Annotated in this window: 12 protein-coding genes; 3 read left to right on the forward strand and 9 right to left on the reverse strand. The window is 50.2% G+C overall.

Annotated elements, in window-relative coordinates:
- Positions 1-39: 39 nt before the first annotated feature.
- The 3 genes from WH37_RS15060 to WH37_RS15070 all read right to left on the reverse strand — a co-directional run bounded on the left by WH37_RS15060 (position 40) and on the right by WH37_RS15070 (position 3,187).
- Positions 40-1,527, reverse strand: a complete 1,488-nt coding sequence (locus WH37_RS15060; RefSeq protein WP_046231439.1) for a nicotinate phosphoribosyltransferase — start codon at positions 1,525-1,527, stop codon at positions 40-42.
- Position 1,528: 1 nt separating this feature from the next.
- Positions 1,529-2,338, reverse strand: coding sequence for a ribose-phosphate pyrophosphokinase (locus tag WH37_RS15065; protein WP_046231440.1), 810 nt, complete (start codon positions 2,336-2,338; stop codon positions 1,529-1,531).
- 84 nt (positions 2,339-2,422) lie between these two features.
- Positions 2,423-3,187 carry an NUDIX domain-containing protein gene (locus WH37_RS15070; RefSeq protein WP_082110829.1) on the reverse strand — a complete coding sequence of 255 codons (765 nt, stop codon included), beginning with the start codon at positions 3,185-3,187 and terminating at the stop codon, positions 2,423-2,425.
- Positions 3,188-3,388: 201 nt separating this feature from the next.
- Here WH37_RS15070 and WH37_RS15075 point away from each other — a divergent pair, with 201 nt between their 5' ends.
- From WH37_RS15075 to WH37_RS15085, 3 genes are all read left to right on the forward strand, one after another.
- Positions 3,389-4,162 carry a DNA/RNA nuclease SfsA gene (locus tag WH37_RS15075; RefSeq protein WP_177217963.1) on the forward strand — a complete coding sequence of 258 codons (774 nt, stop codon included), beginning with the start codon at positions 3,389-3,391 and terminating at the stop codon, positions 4,160-4,162.
- Positions 4,159-5,112: a helix-turn-helix transcriptional regulator gene (locus tag WH37_RS15080; protein WP_046231442.1), complete on the forward strand. Its 954-nt coding sequence runs from the start codon at positions 4,159-4,161 to the stop codon at positions 5,110-5,112. The genes WH37_RS15075 and WH37_RS15080 overlap by 4 nt, the downstream gene beginning before the upstream one ends.
- A gap of 78 nt (positions 5,113-5,190) precedes the next feature.
- Positions 5,191-6,087 (forward strand): SDR family oxidoreductase, encoded by an 897-nt coding sequence (locus WH37_RS15085; protein WP_046231443.1) that lies wholly within the window; start codon positions 5,191-5,193, stop codon positions 6,085-6,087.
- Positions 6,088-6,165: 78 nt separating this feature from the next.
- Here the strand turns inward: WH37_RS15085 and WH37_RS15090 are convergent, their stop codons facing one another.
- The 6 genes from WH37_RS15090 to WH37_RS37055 all read right to left on the reverse strand — a co-directional run bounded on the left by WH37_RS15090 (position 6,166) and on the right by WH37_RS37055 (position 17,850).
- Positions 6,166-8,781 carry a polynucleotide kinase-phosphatase gene (locus WH37_RS15090; RefSeq protein WP_046231444.1) on the reverse strand — a complete coding sequence of 872 codons (2,616 nt, stop codon included), beginning with the start codon at positions 8,779-8,781 and terminating at the stop codon, positions 6,166-6,168.
- Positions 8,778-10,199 carry a 3' terminal RNA ribose 2'-O-methyltransferase Hen1 gene (locus tag WH37_RS15095; protein ID WP_046231445.1) on the reverse strand — a complete coding sequence of 474 codons (1,422 nt, stop codon included), beginning with the start codon at positions 10,197-10,199 and terminating at the stop codon, positions 8,778-8,780. The genes WH37_RS15090 and WH37_RS15095 overlap by 4 nt, the downstream gene beginning before the upstream one ends.
- Positions 10,200-10,418: 219 nt before the next feature.
- Positions 10,419-10,901, reverse strand: coding sequence for an LURP-one-related family protein (locus tag WH37_RS15100; RefSeq protein WP_046231446.1), 483 nt, complete (start codon positions 10,899-10,901; stop codon positions 10,419-10,421).
- 6 nt (positions 10,902-10,907) lie between these two features.
- On the reverse strand, positions 10,908-11,513 hold the full coding sequence (locus WH37_RS15105; RefSeq protein ID WP_046231447.1) for a P-loop nucleotide/nucleoside kinase family protein: 606 nt from the start codon (positions 11,511-11,513) through the stop codon (positions 10,908-10,910).
- A 231-nt stretch (positions 11,514-11,744) separates the two neighbouring features.
- A complete protein-coding gene (locus tag WH37_RS15110; RefSeq protein WP_414811845.1) occupies positions 11,745-14,420 on the reverse strand; it encodes a rhamnogalacturonan lyase family protein in 2,676 nt (891 codons plus the stop codon).
- Between the two features lie 382 nt (positions 14,421-14,802).
- Positions 14,803-17,850, reverse strand: a complete 3,048-nt coding sequence (locus tag WH37_RS37055; RefSeq protein WP_046231448.1) for an S-layer homology domain-containing protein — start codon at positions 17,848-17,850, stop codon at positions 14,803-14,805.
- Positions 17,851-17,939 lie beyond the last annotated feature (89 nt).

Genomic DNA, 17,939 nt, shown 5'->3' on the forward strand with positions numbered 1-17,939 from the left:
AATATGCCGTACCACCGCTTGACCCATCCGTCACCGTTCCTACAAGTTCCCGAGCAAATTCGCGCGTATTCCCGCCAGCTCCTGCTCGCGCACCAGCTTGCCATTTTCAAAAATCGTCTTCAGCACGTCTTCCTGCTTCCTTGCCTCATACTCTTGAACGCTCAAATCGTCCGTGAGCGACAGCACGCCGTCCTGCTCGGTTACGAGCACGAGTCCGGTTTGCGATTTTTTCACTTTGCCGATATCGGTTGCCGGGTCTTTGAAAATTTTGCGCTCTTCGCCATTAATGATCGTAAACGTCGATTTCAGCGCAAAGCCAAACGTATCACGCGTATTATATTGGTACGTAAACGAGCCGATGCCGAATACCATATTCGTCGAAGCAAAGCCCTTCGCCGCCAGCTTCTCGCAAATTTCACGGCAGCGGCTAATCGTAATCGCATCCCCATAAATCGCGCCAATGTGGCTGTCGAGCTGCTTATAGCCCTTCTCGGTCACTGCACCGCCGAAAATATCCCACAAAATTTCAATAACGCCTTTGCGCGCCAGCGGGTGCTGCGAATCGGGATCGCCGCAAATGATTTTCACTGGATCGCCACTGTCCGGACGAATGACAACCTTGCCATCGCGGGCGAGAATATCCTCTTTAAGTCCTCTAACCACCACATCTAGCACGCTCCACAAATCCCATGTATCCGAAACGATCGAGACGAAGCCATTCGGATATACCTCATTAATCAGATAGCGGTACGACGCCATTTCATCGGTGCCATGGGCGCACATCACGCTGTGCTCCGTCGCTGGAATCGAAGTACCGACCAGCTCTTTTTCCATATCCGCGCCATAAAATTGCTCCAGATACAAAATCGCCGGAACCGTATCCGTTCCCGTGAACGATAGCAAATGCCCAGCACCACTGCCTTTAGCCGCTTCCAGCGAGCTCATGCCCCGCATCGAAAAATCATGCCCCTGAAAAGGCACGCCCGACGTATCGCCGCTTGTCAGCAAAGCGTATTGCTCCAAAATTTTGCGGTATTCAAAAGCAATCGTCGCGCTCGTCGTCGGCATCCACAGCTGGCACGACATGAGCGTCTCCAAATAATTGGTCACCCAGAAAAATTCGGGATGCGTATTTTCAATCGTCAGCATCGGCACTTTAACCGGAACGATCAAGCCTTCCTCAATCGCCTTAATGCGAATCGGCAAGTAGCCGAGTTCATGCAGCGCAGCGATGTGCGAAGCATCCGGATTGGCATCGCCCAGCGCAAATTTCAGCACTCTGCGGTATTCCTCCACAACCTCTTCCTTCGTTCTTCCGAAAAAATGCTCATTGAAATAGTCGATCAAATATTCCTTAATGAATGCTTGAAAACCAAAGGCGACCACTTCCTCCACGCCTTCCAGCCGGCTAGTACGGGCGGTCCAGGTCGAGTAGACGAGTTCCGTCCCTTTTGGATACTGGTTTTTGTGGCTGATTTTATAAAAATCGCATAGCAGTGTCGCAGGGTAAGCTGTCTTCGTCGTCATTTTAAACCTCTCCCCATTCAAAAAGTTGGATTTTCTCATGTCCCGCTTCATTCAGCATCGTATTGGTCGTAAACACTTTATCGATGAGCGGCGATTCGAGCAGCATGCCCTTATGAATCGAAGGCTCACAGTGCCCTACCAGCAAATAAATTTCCGCCGCGCCCAGTCCTTTAAGCTTCTCTGCACTGCGCATAAACGTTCCCCCGTAGGAGCAAAGATCATCGACGATAATCGCCTTAAAGCCTTCGCTCGCGACCTGTCCAACCACATCTAGACGTTCAATTTCACCCGTTTGAAAATTCCGCGCCTTAAAGCCGACCAGCTCGTTATAACCACGCACTTTGCTGTAGCGCTTCTGCGCCCCGGCATCCGGGAAAAATAAATAATCGGCCGCACGGTCAAAACCCGTTGCCTCAACAACTCGATCTAACAGCTCAATCGTCGGATACCTAGCCGAGCAATGGTTCAGCAGCGCAAGCGTCACATCGGAATGCGGCTCCAGCACCGTCACCTGTCCAAATGCCAAGGAGTTGATCAGGCTACTTACATATTTCAAAGTAAAAGCAGAAGCTCCCTCGATCCGGTCCATCCGGCTGTAGGGCATATAAGCAATCGTCAAGTCGGCCTGCACCTTCCGGCTGTCCAAATATTGCTTCACGAACATCAGCTTAATCAAGTCGCTGTCATTCTCATATTTAAAAGCGAGCATATTCTGCTCGGCCATAAGCGTCGTAATCGCATCACCATCCACAAGCGTTTCCCCGTTGGGAAACGTTTTGAACACAAGCTCCGCGCCATTTAGCTTGATCATCTTGCTCACTCTCCTCGCTGCTTCGTAGTTTACCACTAAATCCGCCCTTCAGCTCTGATACGTTCTGCTCACCTACTCACCCTGCTATCCGTAAATCGACAGCTGCGGCTCAAGCCCTGTGAAGCGATACAGCTGCGCCGGGCGCTGGGAATATAAATTCGATGACTTCGGCTCCCCCGCCGCGTCCACGACTTTCTCAATAATGCCGCTGCGGCTTTGCGTTGATGTGATTTTCCGAATAAAGTTTTGTTCCGCAAAATCCGGCACAACCGCTTGAATGACCTGATACAGCTCGGCAATCGTAAATTCATCCGGTAAAAAAGCTTTCGCTATCGTCGTCGTCAGCATCTTCCGCTGAATTTGGAGCAGCGCATCCTCGATCAGAGTACGATGGTCGAAGGCGAGCGGGAGCTTTAGCACCTCTGCTACCGGGAACAGCTGTACTTCCGATGCATCGACCGCCGCCTGCCGATTCGCAAGCTGCTGCTCACCCACGAGTGCCAGAAACGCATGTGAAATCATCCAGCCCCGCGGATCACGTCCGGGCTCACTGTATACATTAAAATATTCGAGATGGACCTCGCTAACCTGCGTTTCCTCCAAAAGCTCACGTCTGGCGCATTCCTGCACCGTTTCCGTTTCCAAAGTGAATCCGCCTGGCAGCGCCCATTGCCCTTCGAAAGGCCAAATGTTACGCTTGATGAGCAGCACCTGCAGCTCATGATGCGGCAAAGCTTTCTTAACCTTGCTGCGCTCGGTTGAAACAATCGTAAAGATCACGATATCCGTCGGCGCTCCGTCCGGCGTTCGGTAATGATCCGGCGAATAATTGGATTCGTTTTCGATCAAGTGCTTCACTTCCTGCTACGATTTAATTTTCTATTTGATATTATCATTATGACATTATCAAATCATTTGTCAAGCCTTTTAAATGATCATTAGGCTATTCCTTCTCAATTTATTTGGACAAGAACGCTACTGACAATCTGTTGTCAGTAGCGTTCTTGTATATTCAGCGTATAGATTTCGAAAGGGAGGCACACTTTTAAAATGGGCATAAACAACGACGCTTTTATTTTTGAAACACCGCTTATTGAAGGCTTGATTCTTAGAAGAAGAAATCGCTTTATTATGGAAGTGGCGATCGACGGCGTCATTTATGATTGCCACTGCCCCACTACAGGACGCATAGGCAGCATCGTATTCCGCGATATTCCTTGCCTGCTTTCTAAAAGCAAGGACATGACGAGAAAAACCCTCTACACCGTTGAGGCCATTTCACTCGATTTGCTATCTGAGCCAAATAAATCATGGATCGGCATTAATCAAAATGCGGCGAACCGCTATGTGGAACATTTTTTGAAAAATGGCCAGCTCTCTGCTATGGTCAGCAGTGATATCGTGAAGCGGGAACAGAAGCTTGGCCATTCCAAGCTTGATTTTCTTGTAGGGCATACTTACATCGAAGTCAAGACCCCTCTCACAACATTACAGGTTGAGAAAAAAGACCATATCACTACCTCAAAAGGAAGTGAGTTTACTTCCTTCGAACGCTTTATCAAGCACATTGGTGAACTTGAAGCAAGCTTAGAAGAAAATGATAGAGCTATACTGTTCATTTGTTTTATCTATGATAGTCCTGGATTTAGAGGTTCTACGAACGGCAAATACAGCAGCTATATTAGAGAAACCGTTGAATCCTCTATCAAACGTGGAGTTGAAATTTGGCAGGTTAACTTCAAAATTACGCCTACCGAAGTGAATCTTATCCGTTATTTTGAGACAACAAAAGATATTTTGAACAATGGAGCTGCTAAAAATTGAATAAAACAGAACGCTTGTTATCGATCGTTCTAGAACTGCAGCGCAACAAGGTGCTGAAGGCTGCGGTACTGGCAGAGATGCTGGAAGTTAGTCCTAGAACGATTTATCGGGATGTTCAAGTGCTGAGTGAATCCGGTGTGCCCATCATTGGTGCAACTGGATTAGGTTATTCCTTGATGAATGGCTATTTTCTGCCGCCAGTGAGCTTCACTGTAGATGAAGCAGCAGCGCTTTTGATAGGAGCCGAATTCGTAGAAAAGCGTTTTGATACTGCCTACAGCAGGAGTGCTCGCTCTTCACGCAGGAAAATCGAAGCCGTATTAACGGAGCCCATCCGCAACGAAGCGGATCGGGTACGCGATAACATCCTTCTGCTTCACAAAGAAAATGAACCAGAAATAGGTAAACGAGAGAAAGCTTACGTGGCAGCCATCCGTACCGCTATGCTTGAAAGCAAGAAAATCCGCTTTGAATACCATAAACGAGCCGCACAAGCGAATGAAAAACATGAAATGCTGCGAACCGTTGCACCTTTCGGGCTCGTACTTGATGAACAAAATGGCTGGTTGTTAGTTGCCCATTGTGACTTGCGGGATGACATTCGCCATTTTCGGTTATCGCGAATAAAAGAGCTTGCCATTACGAATGAAACGTTCCAGCTCCCTAGCAGCTTTCACCTGCACGATTATCAGCCGAAGGATGACCGCAACGTCAGAGTCCATGTACTTTTTAATGCGAGCATCGCGGATAAAGTGAAAATAGCAAACAACTATTATATGGAGGATGCCCAATTGAACGCCGATGGATACTACGTCACTTTTCGCGTTCGACGATCTGAAGATTTGCTGTCCTGGCTCCTTGGCTGGGGCGCAGATGTTATGATCATTGAGCCTGAAGCTTTCAAAATCCGTATAAAAAAAGAAATCGAAAACATGATGAAACGTTACTGACAGGCTAGTGTCAGTAACGTTTTTGTATATTGTAGATAGGCATGAGGTTGCCGTATTTAATAAGGAGGAGAACAAAAAATGAATGAAACAAAAGAAACGATATTGGTTACAGGAGCAGGCGGAAATTTAGGGCGATTGACCATTCATTGGCTGCTCGAAAATTATGATGGACCGATTATAGCAGCTACCCGCACCCCAGAAAAACTTTCGGATCTTGCGGACCGCGGAGTTAGTGTGCGGCAAGCTGACTTCGACCAGCCTGAGAAGCTGGCCGATGCCTTTGCAGGGGTACAGCGTCTGCTTTTGGTAAGTACGGATGCGCTTGAAGTACCGGGTCATCGAATCAAGCAGCATTCGAATGCGATACAAGCTGCCGTTACAGCAGGAGTAAAACATATTGTCTACACATCGTTTTTTAACCCTGAGCCCGGTACAGCGAATTTAACGGCGGGAGACCACTACAGCACGGAAGAGGCTATTAAGAACAGCGGCCTGTCTTATACCATTCTTCGCAGCAATCTGTACGCGGAGAATCTGCTCCAATCCTTGACGCATACAGTCGCCACAGGCCAATACGCTGCTGCTATCGGCGAAGGCAAAATCGCTTATGTGACTCGTAAGGATTGTGCTCTTACAGCCGCAGCTGCACTCGCCTCCTCAAACACGGACAAGCGCATACGGAATGTAACTGGCCCAGAAGCACTATCCGGTTATGATATCGCTCAAATATTGAGTGATATTGCTAAGAAAAACATTGTCTATATGCCACTCGAAACCGCACAGCTCGTTGGCATGTATGAATCGTTTGGCGTTCCGAATGCTGTAGCGCAAGCACTGGCTTCCTTCGATACCGCCTCGGCCAGAGGGGAATATGCCCAGCCATCAACAACGGTTCAAGAGCTGACTGGTCAAGCTCCTACAAGCTTGAAGCCATTTTTGGACGAGAATTATTGGAAGACTGTTACGGTCTGCTGATAGAAAACAGCGCAAAAAGCGGGAGCCGCTCATTTTTAAGAGCAGCTCCCGCTTTTATAACCTTCCTCGCTTCTTCCTCTAAAGCCGTGGATCAACCGAATCCGACTCCATGGACAAAGCGGCAAGCACACATTCATGAATCCGTTCCACCGATTCCTTGCGAATAAACCGTTCTACCGATTCCAGTCCCAACGCAAATTCCTTGAGCGCATAACGCTCCTTTTTGCTTGTTTTGCGCTGCTTCAGCCTTTGCAAGTTTTCGGGCAGCAAATAATCCATGCCATAAATAATATGCAAATACTTTCTGCCTCTTACTTTAATGGCCGGCTGGATTAGCCTTCCTTTATGTCTCGCGACAAAATACTCCGGCTTAATGACAGCACCTTCATGCCCCTGCTCCGTCATTTCCTCCCACCAACGAATCGCCTCCAGCTCGCTGGCCTCGTCGGTCACAACCTTACATTCCGTTTCCATGAACAGCTCCGAGCAAGCAGCCAGCTCCCGCGCATGCTCCATATGCCAGCTGTGCTTTTCGCTTTGAAAGCTTGCTGTACTGTGCGCTAGCGTATGGAATGGCGCAATGCGGATGCCCTCTAGCCCATTCGTATCCCAGCAATACTGCTGGAACGCCTGCTCGAACGTCTCGGCGTTGCCCAGCTTTATTTCCAGCTCATCGATCCAGTGCTGCACAGCTTTACCGATTGATTTCGCCTCCAGCAGCTTCGCGAGTTTGGCCCGTCTGTCCATCAGCGCGACTTCTGCCACATGGGCATATTGCGAGGCAATCAGCTCCCGTGCCTTTAAATTCCACGGGACAATTTCCGTATCCAGCAGCACTAAATCCGTACCGTAACGGTCAAAATAATTCGCCTTCGCCAAATCGCCATTCAGCTTCCGCAGCACTTGCTCTTCAAGCATGGGCTGGAAGAACGCCCGGCCTGTTCGAGTATATATGACGCCTAACGTCTCTCGCCCGACATACGGTACAGCCGCCGCTTCATTTCGAAACAGCAGTACGATAGCCCTGCTGCCCATATGCTTTTTCTCCATCAGCATCTTCTCTACGCCTTGTGAACGATAGTAGGCGAAGGCTTCGGCCGGATGCTCCAAAAATCGCTCATCCTCAGCCGTCTTTGGCGGCGGGCTCATCGTCGGCGGAATATACACCAGTTCCTCCAGCGGCACCGTATAATGGGATACGGTATCAATCGCCGCTTTAACGAATTCGCCCCGTACCGCTACATCGCCATAAGAGGAGGTCAGTACCGAGTAACCCTCGATATATTTTCTCAAATTCGGCTGCTTGAACCTGTTCAATTGTTCTTCCAGCAATGGATTGCGTCCTTCTCCCGCATAGTTCGCATGCGCCTTTACTTGGACAAACTGCTTCTCTGGATAACGGTATGCGGTCAGATGCCCGCCAAATACGGCGCCTTGATCAATATTAATCGTTTGGTTCATTATCGTCGGTTCGACTCGCGGATCATGTCCCCAGACGATGAGCTCCCCGGATTCATGATCGTTGTACCATTCCTTGCGCAGCGGCCTGCCTTGGGCATCGGTACCATCGGACTCCCCATATCGGCAGTAGTCCTGAATTTTAGCAGACTGTTTGCCAATATAGCTGTCACGAATGCCCGCATGCACAACAACGAGCTGTCTCACGCCATTGCGGCAAAAGACGAGCTGCGGGGGCGCTTGCAGCAAAAACACCCGAAGCCGCTCTATTAGCATACGCGCCGCTTCTTCACCATACTGCCGCTCATAATGCTCAAGCTCCGCTGCGGTTTTCTCATCGCCATGACTAAGCTCAACCTGCCTGCCGTCCAAAAATCTTGCTATTTTCCAGCCATGATTGCTGTCCGTCATATAGGCAAGCCCTGCTTCCACATGCTTGCGCCACCATTCCATCGCCGCTAACGATTCCGGCCCACGGCTCATCACATCCCCGACCGATACGGGCAATCTGCCTTCCGGATGGCGGTAAAACCCTGCCTCATCCGGTGTATAGCCCAGCTTATCCAGCAGCTCCAGCTGCTCCTGAAAACAGCCATGAACGTCGCCAATAATATCGATTCCTTGTCCCACCTCATGAACGAGCGGGTTAGCCTTGCGCTCGAATGCAATATCCATAAGCTGTGCCGCTTTCACGACATAACTGGCGTCAAAGCCTTCCAGCCTCAAGCTGCGCAACGACCGCTTGAACAAATGCGCTTGCTTCTTCACGCGCTGCTTGCCTCTAGGAAACTCGCGCTTGCCATCCCGGCGAAGCAGCTCCTCTTCAGGCGTATCCAGCACAAGCGCAACAATCGGAACATGCTGCTTCCGTGCAAGCTCCACATAACGCTTGCGGTCTTCCTCATATAAATGCGTAGCATCAATCAGCGTTAATTTATCCAAGCGGCAGCGCATGGTGATAATGCCCTCCATCGCTTCGAACGCTTTTGCCGAAATATGCTGATACTGCTTGTTAATAATATCGGATTCCAGCTTGCTGCGGCTGGTCCAATCCATAAATTCCACATCGCCAACGAGCATGCGGAACTGGTCTGAAGACACAACTTCCGTCTGCTTGATCGTCCCCGCTGCAATCAGCGTGTCCAGCAGCGTCGTTTTGCCGCTGTTCGATGGGCCAACCAATAACACAATACCGGCATGGGGGAGCCGAATGACCCTTTTATCCTGTTCGCTCATGATCGCCCTTCCCCCTCTAATCTCGTAAATACAGCCATCTGTGTTGGCTGTCCGTACTGTCTATCCGCATCGCCAACTCCGCATATACGGACCGCATAGCCGAATGGCTCGCCCCATTTTTCACACCATTCACGGAATTGCTCCCGCGTCCATTCAAAGCGATGATCGTTATGCCTCATTTCATAATCGTCCAGCTCATACAGCTTGTTATATTCCTTATTCGGCGTCGTAACGATCCAGCTCTGCGGCTTGTAGCGCGATGCAATCATTTCGATCGCCTGATCCAGCCGGAAGGCATCAATATGCTCAATAACCTCACACAATACCAGCACATCTTTGCCACACAACCATTCATCATAATAAAAAAGCGAGCCAATAACCGCCTGCGGAACGACCGTACCCTGCCTGCCCTCAAGCTTTGCAAAACGTTCCAGGGCGCGAATTTGCGATTTGCCCGAAGGTTCTACCGCCATAATCGACTTTACGCCCGTAATTGCCCCGAGCCTCGCTGCCAGCTTGCCTTCCCCTGAGCCCATATCGACGATAGACGCATTTTGAGGCAGCGCCTCCACCACTTCGGCTATCGCTTCATAACGAAGCTCGTTCAGCCTTGCTTTGCGCGGCGGCTCCTCTTCTATGTCCACCGGGCTCGCTATGCCAAGCGCTACCTGCTGATCCTCTGGCTGACGTTCAGCTTTTTGCGCAAGCTCGCGATTAAACTTCGTAATCAGCGGGCTGAAACGCAGCGTGCGCCGAATAATAAGCTCGCGCAGCGGATGAGCCGCAAGCCAGCCTTCGCCATACCGATGCAGCTTATCGGCTTCTTCCTCGCCAATAAAATAATGCTTATAGTCGTCCAACATTGGCAGCATAATGAACAGCTGGCGCAGGGCGAGCTGAAGCGTCTGCTTGCCAGCAAGCCGAATGATTCGCGCCGAGCTGCGGCTTTTCAATTGAAACGGATAGGCGATATCCGCCCTTTCAATCTCGACCTCATAGCCAAGCGCGCCGAACAGCTCTTCAATCGTCCGATCAGGCAAATTCGAGGCGAGCGGGCCGAAGGACAGCTCAAGCTGGAAAGGATGCTGCACCCACTCGGCATAAGCCTCCTTCGGCTTGCCGTTCAAAGCCGTCCCTAATGCGGATCGCATATAGGCACAGAACAAGCTGCTCACCGCAAATTCGCGGTCATTAATATAATGCGTAATATCATAATGCTCCGAGCTTCCTTTGTACAAATCTATTGGATCAGGCTCTACAAACAGCAGCACCTCTGTTTCTTCCGGCGAGCTTATCGTATAAACGAGGCATACGCGCGCCTCTTTTTCCTTGCGCTCATATAAATGATCTGGATGCTTGGATAATAAAAAAGAAAGCTTATCTGCATGCTCGCCCAGCGCTTTTATCGTTAAAAACATGTTATCCCCCCTGACTACTTCCTTCATTTTCCTCGAAGCAAGCCTTTATGAACATGGCAGAAGTATTACGAAACATGATTTTTTCGAGTACTTTTATAGCGGGAGTGGTGCCCGTTCGTTCTAAACGTGGACAACACTAAATAAGCATGTGTCGAAATTACACATGCTTACTTAGGGCTATTATTAAGGCATGATGGCCTTTTCATTTTCATATTCACGCTAACTGCTCTGGCGCTTCCTGATTTCATTCATGCCCATAATAACGGCAATCAGCTCATAATCTCCGAGCTGCTTGGTTTCGTTCCACAGGCAATAAGCGCTGGTTTGCATCCAGCCGCTCGTCTGCGCGAAGCTCGCGATCGACTCCTCGCGGCGGTTCATAATCATATACTCTTTGGAAAACGCCGGCGACTCAATCAAATAAAAGCCGCGCGTACCCGCATCATAATCGAACCGCTTGCTCATGAAGCTCATCCGTGGGCGCAGCACGCCGAGCGGAGCGCCATAGCTGTCGCTGACTTCCCATTTCAACGAGAAAAAGCGAAATTTCGCCTCGCACATTTTCGTATTATTGGCGTCATAAACTTCCAGCGAAGTGCTAAACGCACTTTTCAGATTAACCCAGCCCGCAGACTGCCCCGTCTCATTCATAATGCCTGTACTGCCGGAACTGAAGAATTTGTCTCTGAAATATAATGACATGCAGCCTCACTCCCCTTCTACGATGTCATCACCATATACGAAGCGCTCCAGCAGCAGCATTTTCTCCTCATTCAGCTCGCCTGAATTATCAAAATCAAGCACAGAAGAGGCTGGAATCGGCCAGTTCAGCTTGCGCGGTCCCAGTGAACGGCTGAAGGCTTCCCAATTGCCAAGCTTCCATTCATCAAGCTCCAAGCCCCGTTCCTGTATCCGGCTGCGATGCAGTTCCTGATCCCGCAGGGAGACGAGCACAACCCGCACAGCTACATCACGCAGGCTTGCACCGATGGCTGACAGCTCCTGCTCAATCCACAGCGGATCAGCGGTTTCTTTCGTGAAGGGACCGATGACGAGCGCGTCCGTGCCAATCGCTACATTTTCCAAAGCCGCATCCATCGTAATCCGGTAGCCGAGATCGCGGCAGCGCACCTTATACAGCTCCGAATCGCGATCCTTCGGATCAAGCCCCGACGCCGTCATAATCGCCTCGGCAGCCGGACGCAGCAGCGTATCCATATCAAAAATCGCAGCGCCCTTTCGCCGTGCCAGCGCCTTAGCCAGCGTCGTCTTGCCCGCTCCCGCCCCGCCTAGAAAAAATACTAATTTACGCATATGACTCGCCCCCACACTCTATTGATCATTACCCGCAAACATGAACGAATGAACAGGATATCAACTCTATCTCTCTACTATAAACGATTTTCTAACCAACTGGTCAAAAATACCCCTTAAATACCCTTTTTAAAAAATGGGATACCCTACGAAAACAACCTCCAAAGCCGTGAACTCGCGGCCTTGAAGGTTGCTCGGATTTAAGGAGACGTAAATGGTCCATCGCTTCTGTTAGTTGACTTTAATATTCAGCACATCGCCTGCAAGCTGCGTATTCACGCCTGCTCCGTCCGTACCGATCAGCTTGGTTACCGCAAGCGCGGTCACATCAGCTGGTGCATCCGCTTTAATACGGAAAGTCAGCTTGAACAAATTGCCCAGCGGATTGCCCAGACCGTCGCCGGCATGACTGCCCTTCAAGCTGATAACGCCCGCAGCCTCTACATGCTCATTAATGATGAATCTGCCAGTATCAAGCGATTCTGGCATTCTCGCAAGCTCCAATACTTTCGGATCAAACTCAATACGGATGTTTTGCTCCGCAATGCCTCTTGGCACATTTTGCAGGGCATAAACCACATCGAACGTTTGTCCCTTCGCCATTGCATTCGGTCCAATGAGCGTTGCGCCTACCGAGTTGCGGTCATCCACAACTGGCGTCCAATAATTTGGAATCGGCACATTGGCGAAATTCGTGTCCGATGCAAAATAGAAGCTTGTGTACGTCGGCTGGTTATACGTCGTATTTTGCCAAGCTACGCCTGTACGGTATTGCGGATCATGCATCAGCGTATACAGCTTGCGATCTGTCAGCTCCGTGCTCATATAGATGCGGATAGCCGAGCTGTCCACGGTGCGCACCAGCATTTCTTCACGCCAGTCTCCGAAAATATCAGCCACTAGAGAAGGCGTTCCCTTCGTGTGGTTATTCGTGCGGGTTCCGGTTGCGCTCAGCAATCTGCCGCGTTTCCAATCATCAATCGTCGGCGTGTTTTCCAATGAGCCATTAACAATTTGCGTCGTCATATTGCCCGCCCATTTAATGTTTATGTTCGTTCCCGGCGAGGTTGTGCTGATCTGCGTTCCGCTTGCTGTCCATGTGCCAACCGCCCATGTCTCCAGCCCACTGTGATCCGGATCGATATCACCAATCATGCCGCGTCCAGTATCCTTGCCCGTGTAGCCGCCATAAATAACTTCGCCTGTCCCGGCGTCACGCAGCGAGTAGCCATAAGGGGCATACGGTCCACCCTCATGCACCATAAAGATTTCCAAGCCCGGACGGTCAGGGTCAATATCCGCGACATGAAGCGCATCGCCATGCCCAAGACCTGCATACGTCCCCGGATTGGCGCTGCCCGGCGGCAAAATATCGCCCGAGCTATAGAGCAGTGTACCATCATGGTCAATCGTCGAGGAGCCATAAATAATTTCCTGCTTGCCGTCGCCATCCACATCTGCCGTGCTCAGTGAATGCGCGCCCTGCGTCGTCAGCGAAGCAAAGGCCGGATTCAGTCCCGGTCTGCCATGCGGCCCGTCGTTGAAAGGATTCGTCATCGGCACCCAGCCGCTGTCGACAAACCAGTGCTCGCGCAAATGCTTGCCATCCCATGCATAGGAAACGAGCGTCGAGCGCGTATAGTAGCCGCGGGCAAATACGGCATAAGGCTTTGTGCCATCCAGATAAGCAACGCCTGCAAGGAAACGGTCTACGCGGTTGCCCGGCTCAATCCGGCCCATCGCATAGTCGCCCCACATGAGGCCATCGTCATGACGGCCCGGCTTATAGTGGATCGTCTCCAGCTCCTTGCCCGTCGCTCCCTCAAACACGGTCAAATATTCCGGCCCGCTCAAAATAAAGCCTTCAAAATCACGCAGCTTATTGTTGCCGCTGCGCGCTGGCGCATACACGTCCATAAAATAATCCGTCAGCTCTTCCGCATCCTCGCGGGACAGAGGATACGCATATTTCGGCGCAATACCGAAGCTTTCTTCCAGCGTTGCCGGCCAATTGCCGTTTATGACTTCTTCATGCTCGTCCCAGTTCATGAACATATTTACGACATGATCGTAATAACCCTGCTTGCTCACGCGGTAATCATCGTCATTGCTGTACCCTGCTGCAATATCCTCCTGAGGCATCGTAATATAATTCTCGGAGGCGATACCGCCGCTGCCGTCGTATTTCGTTATTTTGGTGCCAGGCGCCGTTTTGAACATCATTTCCGCCTTGCCATCACCATCAAAGTCATATACCATAAATTCGGTATAATGCGCACCGGCACGAATGTTTGGCCCTAGCTCTATGCGATACAGCTGCGTGCCATCGAGCTCATAGGCATCAATAATAACCTCGCCTGTATAGCCCTTCTGCGACACATCCTTGGAGTTGGAAGGGTCCCATTTCACAATATATTCGTATTGCCCATCACCATCCACATCGCCGACGCTCATGTCGGCAGCCGAATACGTGAAAGCCTCGCCCACAGGCGTAACCCCGTCAGCCGGTTTATTAAGCGGCAAATCATAATAGCCATTGCCCCACGGCGTAGCTTCGCTGCTTCGTGCCAGCTCTTCCCCATCCACCACAGCCGCCACTTGATAACGCGATGAAGCGCTGCCCTGCGGGTCCGAGTAGTTCGTGCTGTCCGTCACCGTTGCAATGAGCGTGCCATCCCGGTAAACGTTGAAATTCGCGCCGATCATCCCGCCCTCGGAATAGCCCGTCACCTCATTGCCTAGCAGCCGCCAGCTGAGAAATACGTTTCCTGAAGAAGCTACAGCTACAAGTCCTCTATCCAAATATTCCAGCTGTACTTTGCCTAAGCCTGTTCCTTCTTGCCCTGAAGCTGTCGTTTCCGCAGCAGTTGCGCCTGCGGCGCTGCCGCAAAGCAGCGTAAGCCCCATTAGCGTAGCAGCCGTCTTTTTAAGCCAGTTGGAGTGGTTGCTGAACATGAATCAATCGCATCCTTTCGATTTAAAGAACAATTGGTTACGCTCACAAAACACAAGTTGAACTAGCCAGCCTCCTTTTCTCAGCACCTGCTTAGTGCAGTAAATCCCTTTTTAGTATATAGATTCCTATTTTCTGCCACTAGGCAAAAAACAGAGTTTTTCCATTAAATAACCGTCTTTTCCTATCGTTAGAAGACTTTTCCTTGCAGATATGCTATCTAAAGTTCAAATTATATCGTCTATCTTTGTGCCGTATAAAAAAAACAGAGAACCCCTATTTCCGGGTTCTCTGGATTCTCTGACTATAACGCTTAGTTTTTTGCAGCTATTATTGTTAATTCATTGTTTGATGCAGCACGGCTAGCATCTTCGCCGCTTCCGCTCTCGTTGCGCCGCCTTTTGGAACAAAGGCATTGGCGCCCTTGCCGGAGATAATTTCGGCTTGCTGCAAGGAAACGATCGCATCCGTTGCCCACGAGCTAATGCTGCTTTGATCGGCAAAAGTGACGGCGCTAACCGACTTAGGCAGCGTGAAGCCAGCCTGATCCGTAAATCGCTTCAACATAACCGACATTTCCTCACGGCTAATTGGCTCATTTGGCTTGAATGCGTTGCTGCTTGATCCTTGAACAATAGCATGCTCTGCTGCCCAGGACACATAAGGCAAGTACCAATCTCCCGCTTTGACATCCCCAAATGTGGAAGTGTTGTACCCTGATACATCGGCGTTCGCTATACCAGCCAGTATTTTGGCAAATTCTGCTCTCGTGATGTTTTTATTCGGTGCAAACTGGTTGCTTCCGCTGCCGGAAATCATATCACGCGCAGCCAGGTAGGATATAAATGGAGCACCCCAATGACTGTTGCTATCGCTAAAGCTGATCTTGTTGTAGCCAACAGCGTAATGGCTGAGGTGGTTCGTTACGAAAGTAACCTTGCCATTGCTATAGCTAGAATTGCTCATGATGCTAGGTTTCCCGTCATTGTCGATATAATAAGCAACAATAGCACTTGTATCCTCGCCCTGCGCAGGCACATATGGAATATCGATTTGAATGCTGCCACCGCCAAAGGTAGAAAGGTTGGAGGCTCCAGATTCAACTGAAATATCCAGTACAGGTCTTGCGCCTACTAACTTTTTGGCTTCCGGTGTAAGCGTATCTGCTCCGCTTTGCGCTACCTTGACATGAATGTTATTGCCTGCTGCCTTCTCAATTGCAGCCAGCGTAGCTGGATTAATTGTAATGGTACCAAATGGAGTCGCCACGACTACTTTATCCACTTTGCCAGCAGACAGACTGGTAACGGCGGCTTTGGATAGCGTAATGCCGTATGATTTGACGTTATCTGCCGATTCAACTGTCAGCGTGACGATTTTTGAGCCCGCTTCTTTTGCCTGAGCCTGCTCCACTACTGTTTTAATCTGTGCGTCATCAATGACAGCCTCTGCATTTCCATTAGCATCCGCCTTTGCTGTCACCGTTACACCAGAATTCTGATTTACAGGATTAGTCGGTGTAGATGTTGGAGCAGGTGTTGGTGTAGGCGTCGATGAATTGCCCGAGCCCGAAGAGCCTCCCGAACTCGATTTATTCGTAATTTCAAGCGTTATTTTATCGGCTTGATAAACGACCTGAGCATTATACTGGCTCGGTACCCCGCTGATCTCAACGGAGGTAAATTGTCCATTTTGTTGATTAGCACCATAGCTTATAAGTGTGACTGAGCCACTGCTTGGCACATAGCTGCTTGGAAAATTCACATGCAACTTCCCGTTCGCATGAACCGCGCCCTTGATTTCCAGCACATCACTAGCGCTCGCGACGTTAAGCTCAAGCGTACCGTTCGCAGCTTGCGTGAAGCTTCCGTCAATCGTCATTTTTCCGGCGACCTTCTCAGTAAGCGTACCGCCGTTATTCACGACATCGCCGTTTCCGAGAGCCGTTCCAGATCCGCTTTCCAGTGTGCCAGCGTTAATCTGTGTGCCCCCGGAAAACGTATTTGCACCGAGCAGCTTCAAGGCGCCAGTGCCTTCCTTCGTCAGCTTCCCTGCTCCGGCAATGTTGTTTTTCCAGCTGTCTGCTGCGTAGAAGCCACCCTTGCTGGCATCCATCGTTACCGTTACATCACTGTCAAAAGCGCCATAGCCGTCTGCTGCGGCAAAGAGATTGAGACGTCCCCAGCCCTCCGGATCATCCAATACAGGATAGCCGGAAGAAATGCCGGTAGTAGCCAAGACCGCACGACGCTGCTCGCCCGTCAAATATGGCAGGCGCGTTTCTAGCAGCACTTCTGCACCTTTAGGCACAACCATCGGCTCCGTTGTGGAATGGATCTGATCGAATCCGTAGGTCAATCGCTCGGTGAATAACGCTTTATTTTTCTCATAGTCAGTGAAACGGTCTTCCGCTGTACCCGTTTCAGTTAACAGAAGGGCGTGCGCCTGATTATAAGCATCCTGCTTGAGTGCGGCATTGTCCGGGTCAGACAAGGTAGCTGCCGCTAGCGCCGTTGCCATAACGCGTCCGCCTATGACATCAAGCGGAGAATGCATGCCCGCTATAATCCGGCTGTTCCCCATTTCCGAAGCACGGGTCAGCAGCTCTTGGAACCGTTCAGGCACAGCATAGGCCAGTGCATAAGAAGCAAGATACGAAGCATTCGTATGACCGCTCGGGAAGCCGCCATCCGTAGCCGGCGTTGCGCTGATTGCAGGAACCAGCGTAGGCACAATCATAGAAGTATCATTAGCCCAGCGGTATGGACGCATATAGCTGTAGAAGTTTTTAGAAGGATTGCTGGATGCGTAATTGCCTCGCAGCGTCCCGATCAAGTCTACCATTTTGCCAAGCTCGGAACCCGAATCGCCCGCTTTATTGGAGCCGTTGCCGTCGTTGTATTTGACCGAAGTGGCATCATCCGGGATGCTCGTAATCGTCGTGAATGTTCCTGTTTTGTCACGATACACATCAGCCAGAGCGCCAAGACCTTCAGTCGCTCCATACGATTGATTTGTCCGGTCAACGAAATAAGCCATTTCTTCATCTTCCGCCGTACGAGTGGCAGCAATGTTTGCTACATATTGAATGTTGTAGTCGAGCACGCTGCTGTTCAGCTTCGTGCCATTGTTCCACGAAGTCCCTGGCTCCCAGAGATCCTGAAACCCGGACAGCACGCCGATGACCGGGTTGGAATATACCGACTGGTTGGCAGAAATGCTGTTTTTGTAATTGTCTACAAAATGTCCCCATGCCGGAGCTGGCGGCAGTTCAATTGAAGCTCCGTTTGATGCTGCGGTCGCAGCATTCAAAGCTACGGAATTTGAAAGCAGCAATAGGCCCAATGCAACAGATACAACCTTTTTTGTTGATTTCTTTTTCAAGTTGAGTCTACTCCCATCGTTTCGTTTTTTTTGTTTTTCGAACCGATTTCAACGTAACATTGGGCCCTGCCGCTGCTCAATATAACAAT

Source organism: Paenibacillus algorifonticola (assembly GCF_000971975.1).
GTDB classification, from domain to species: Bacteria; Bacillota; Bacilli; order Paenibacillales; family Paenibacillaceae; genus Pristimantibacillus; species Pristimantibacillus algorifonticola.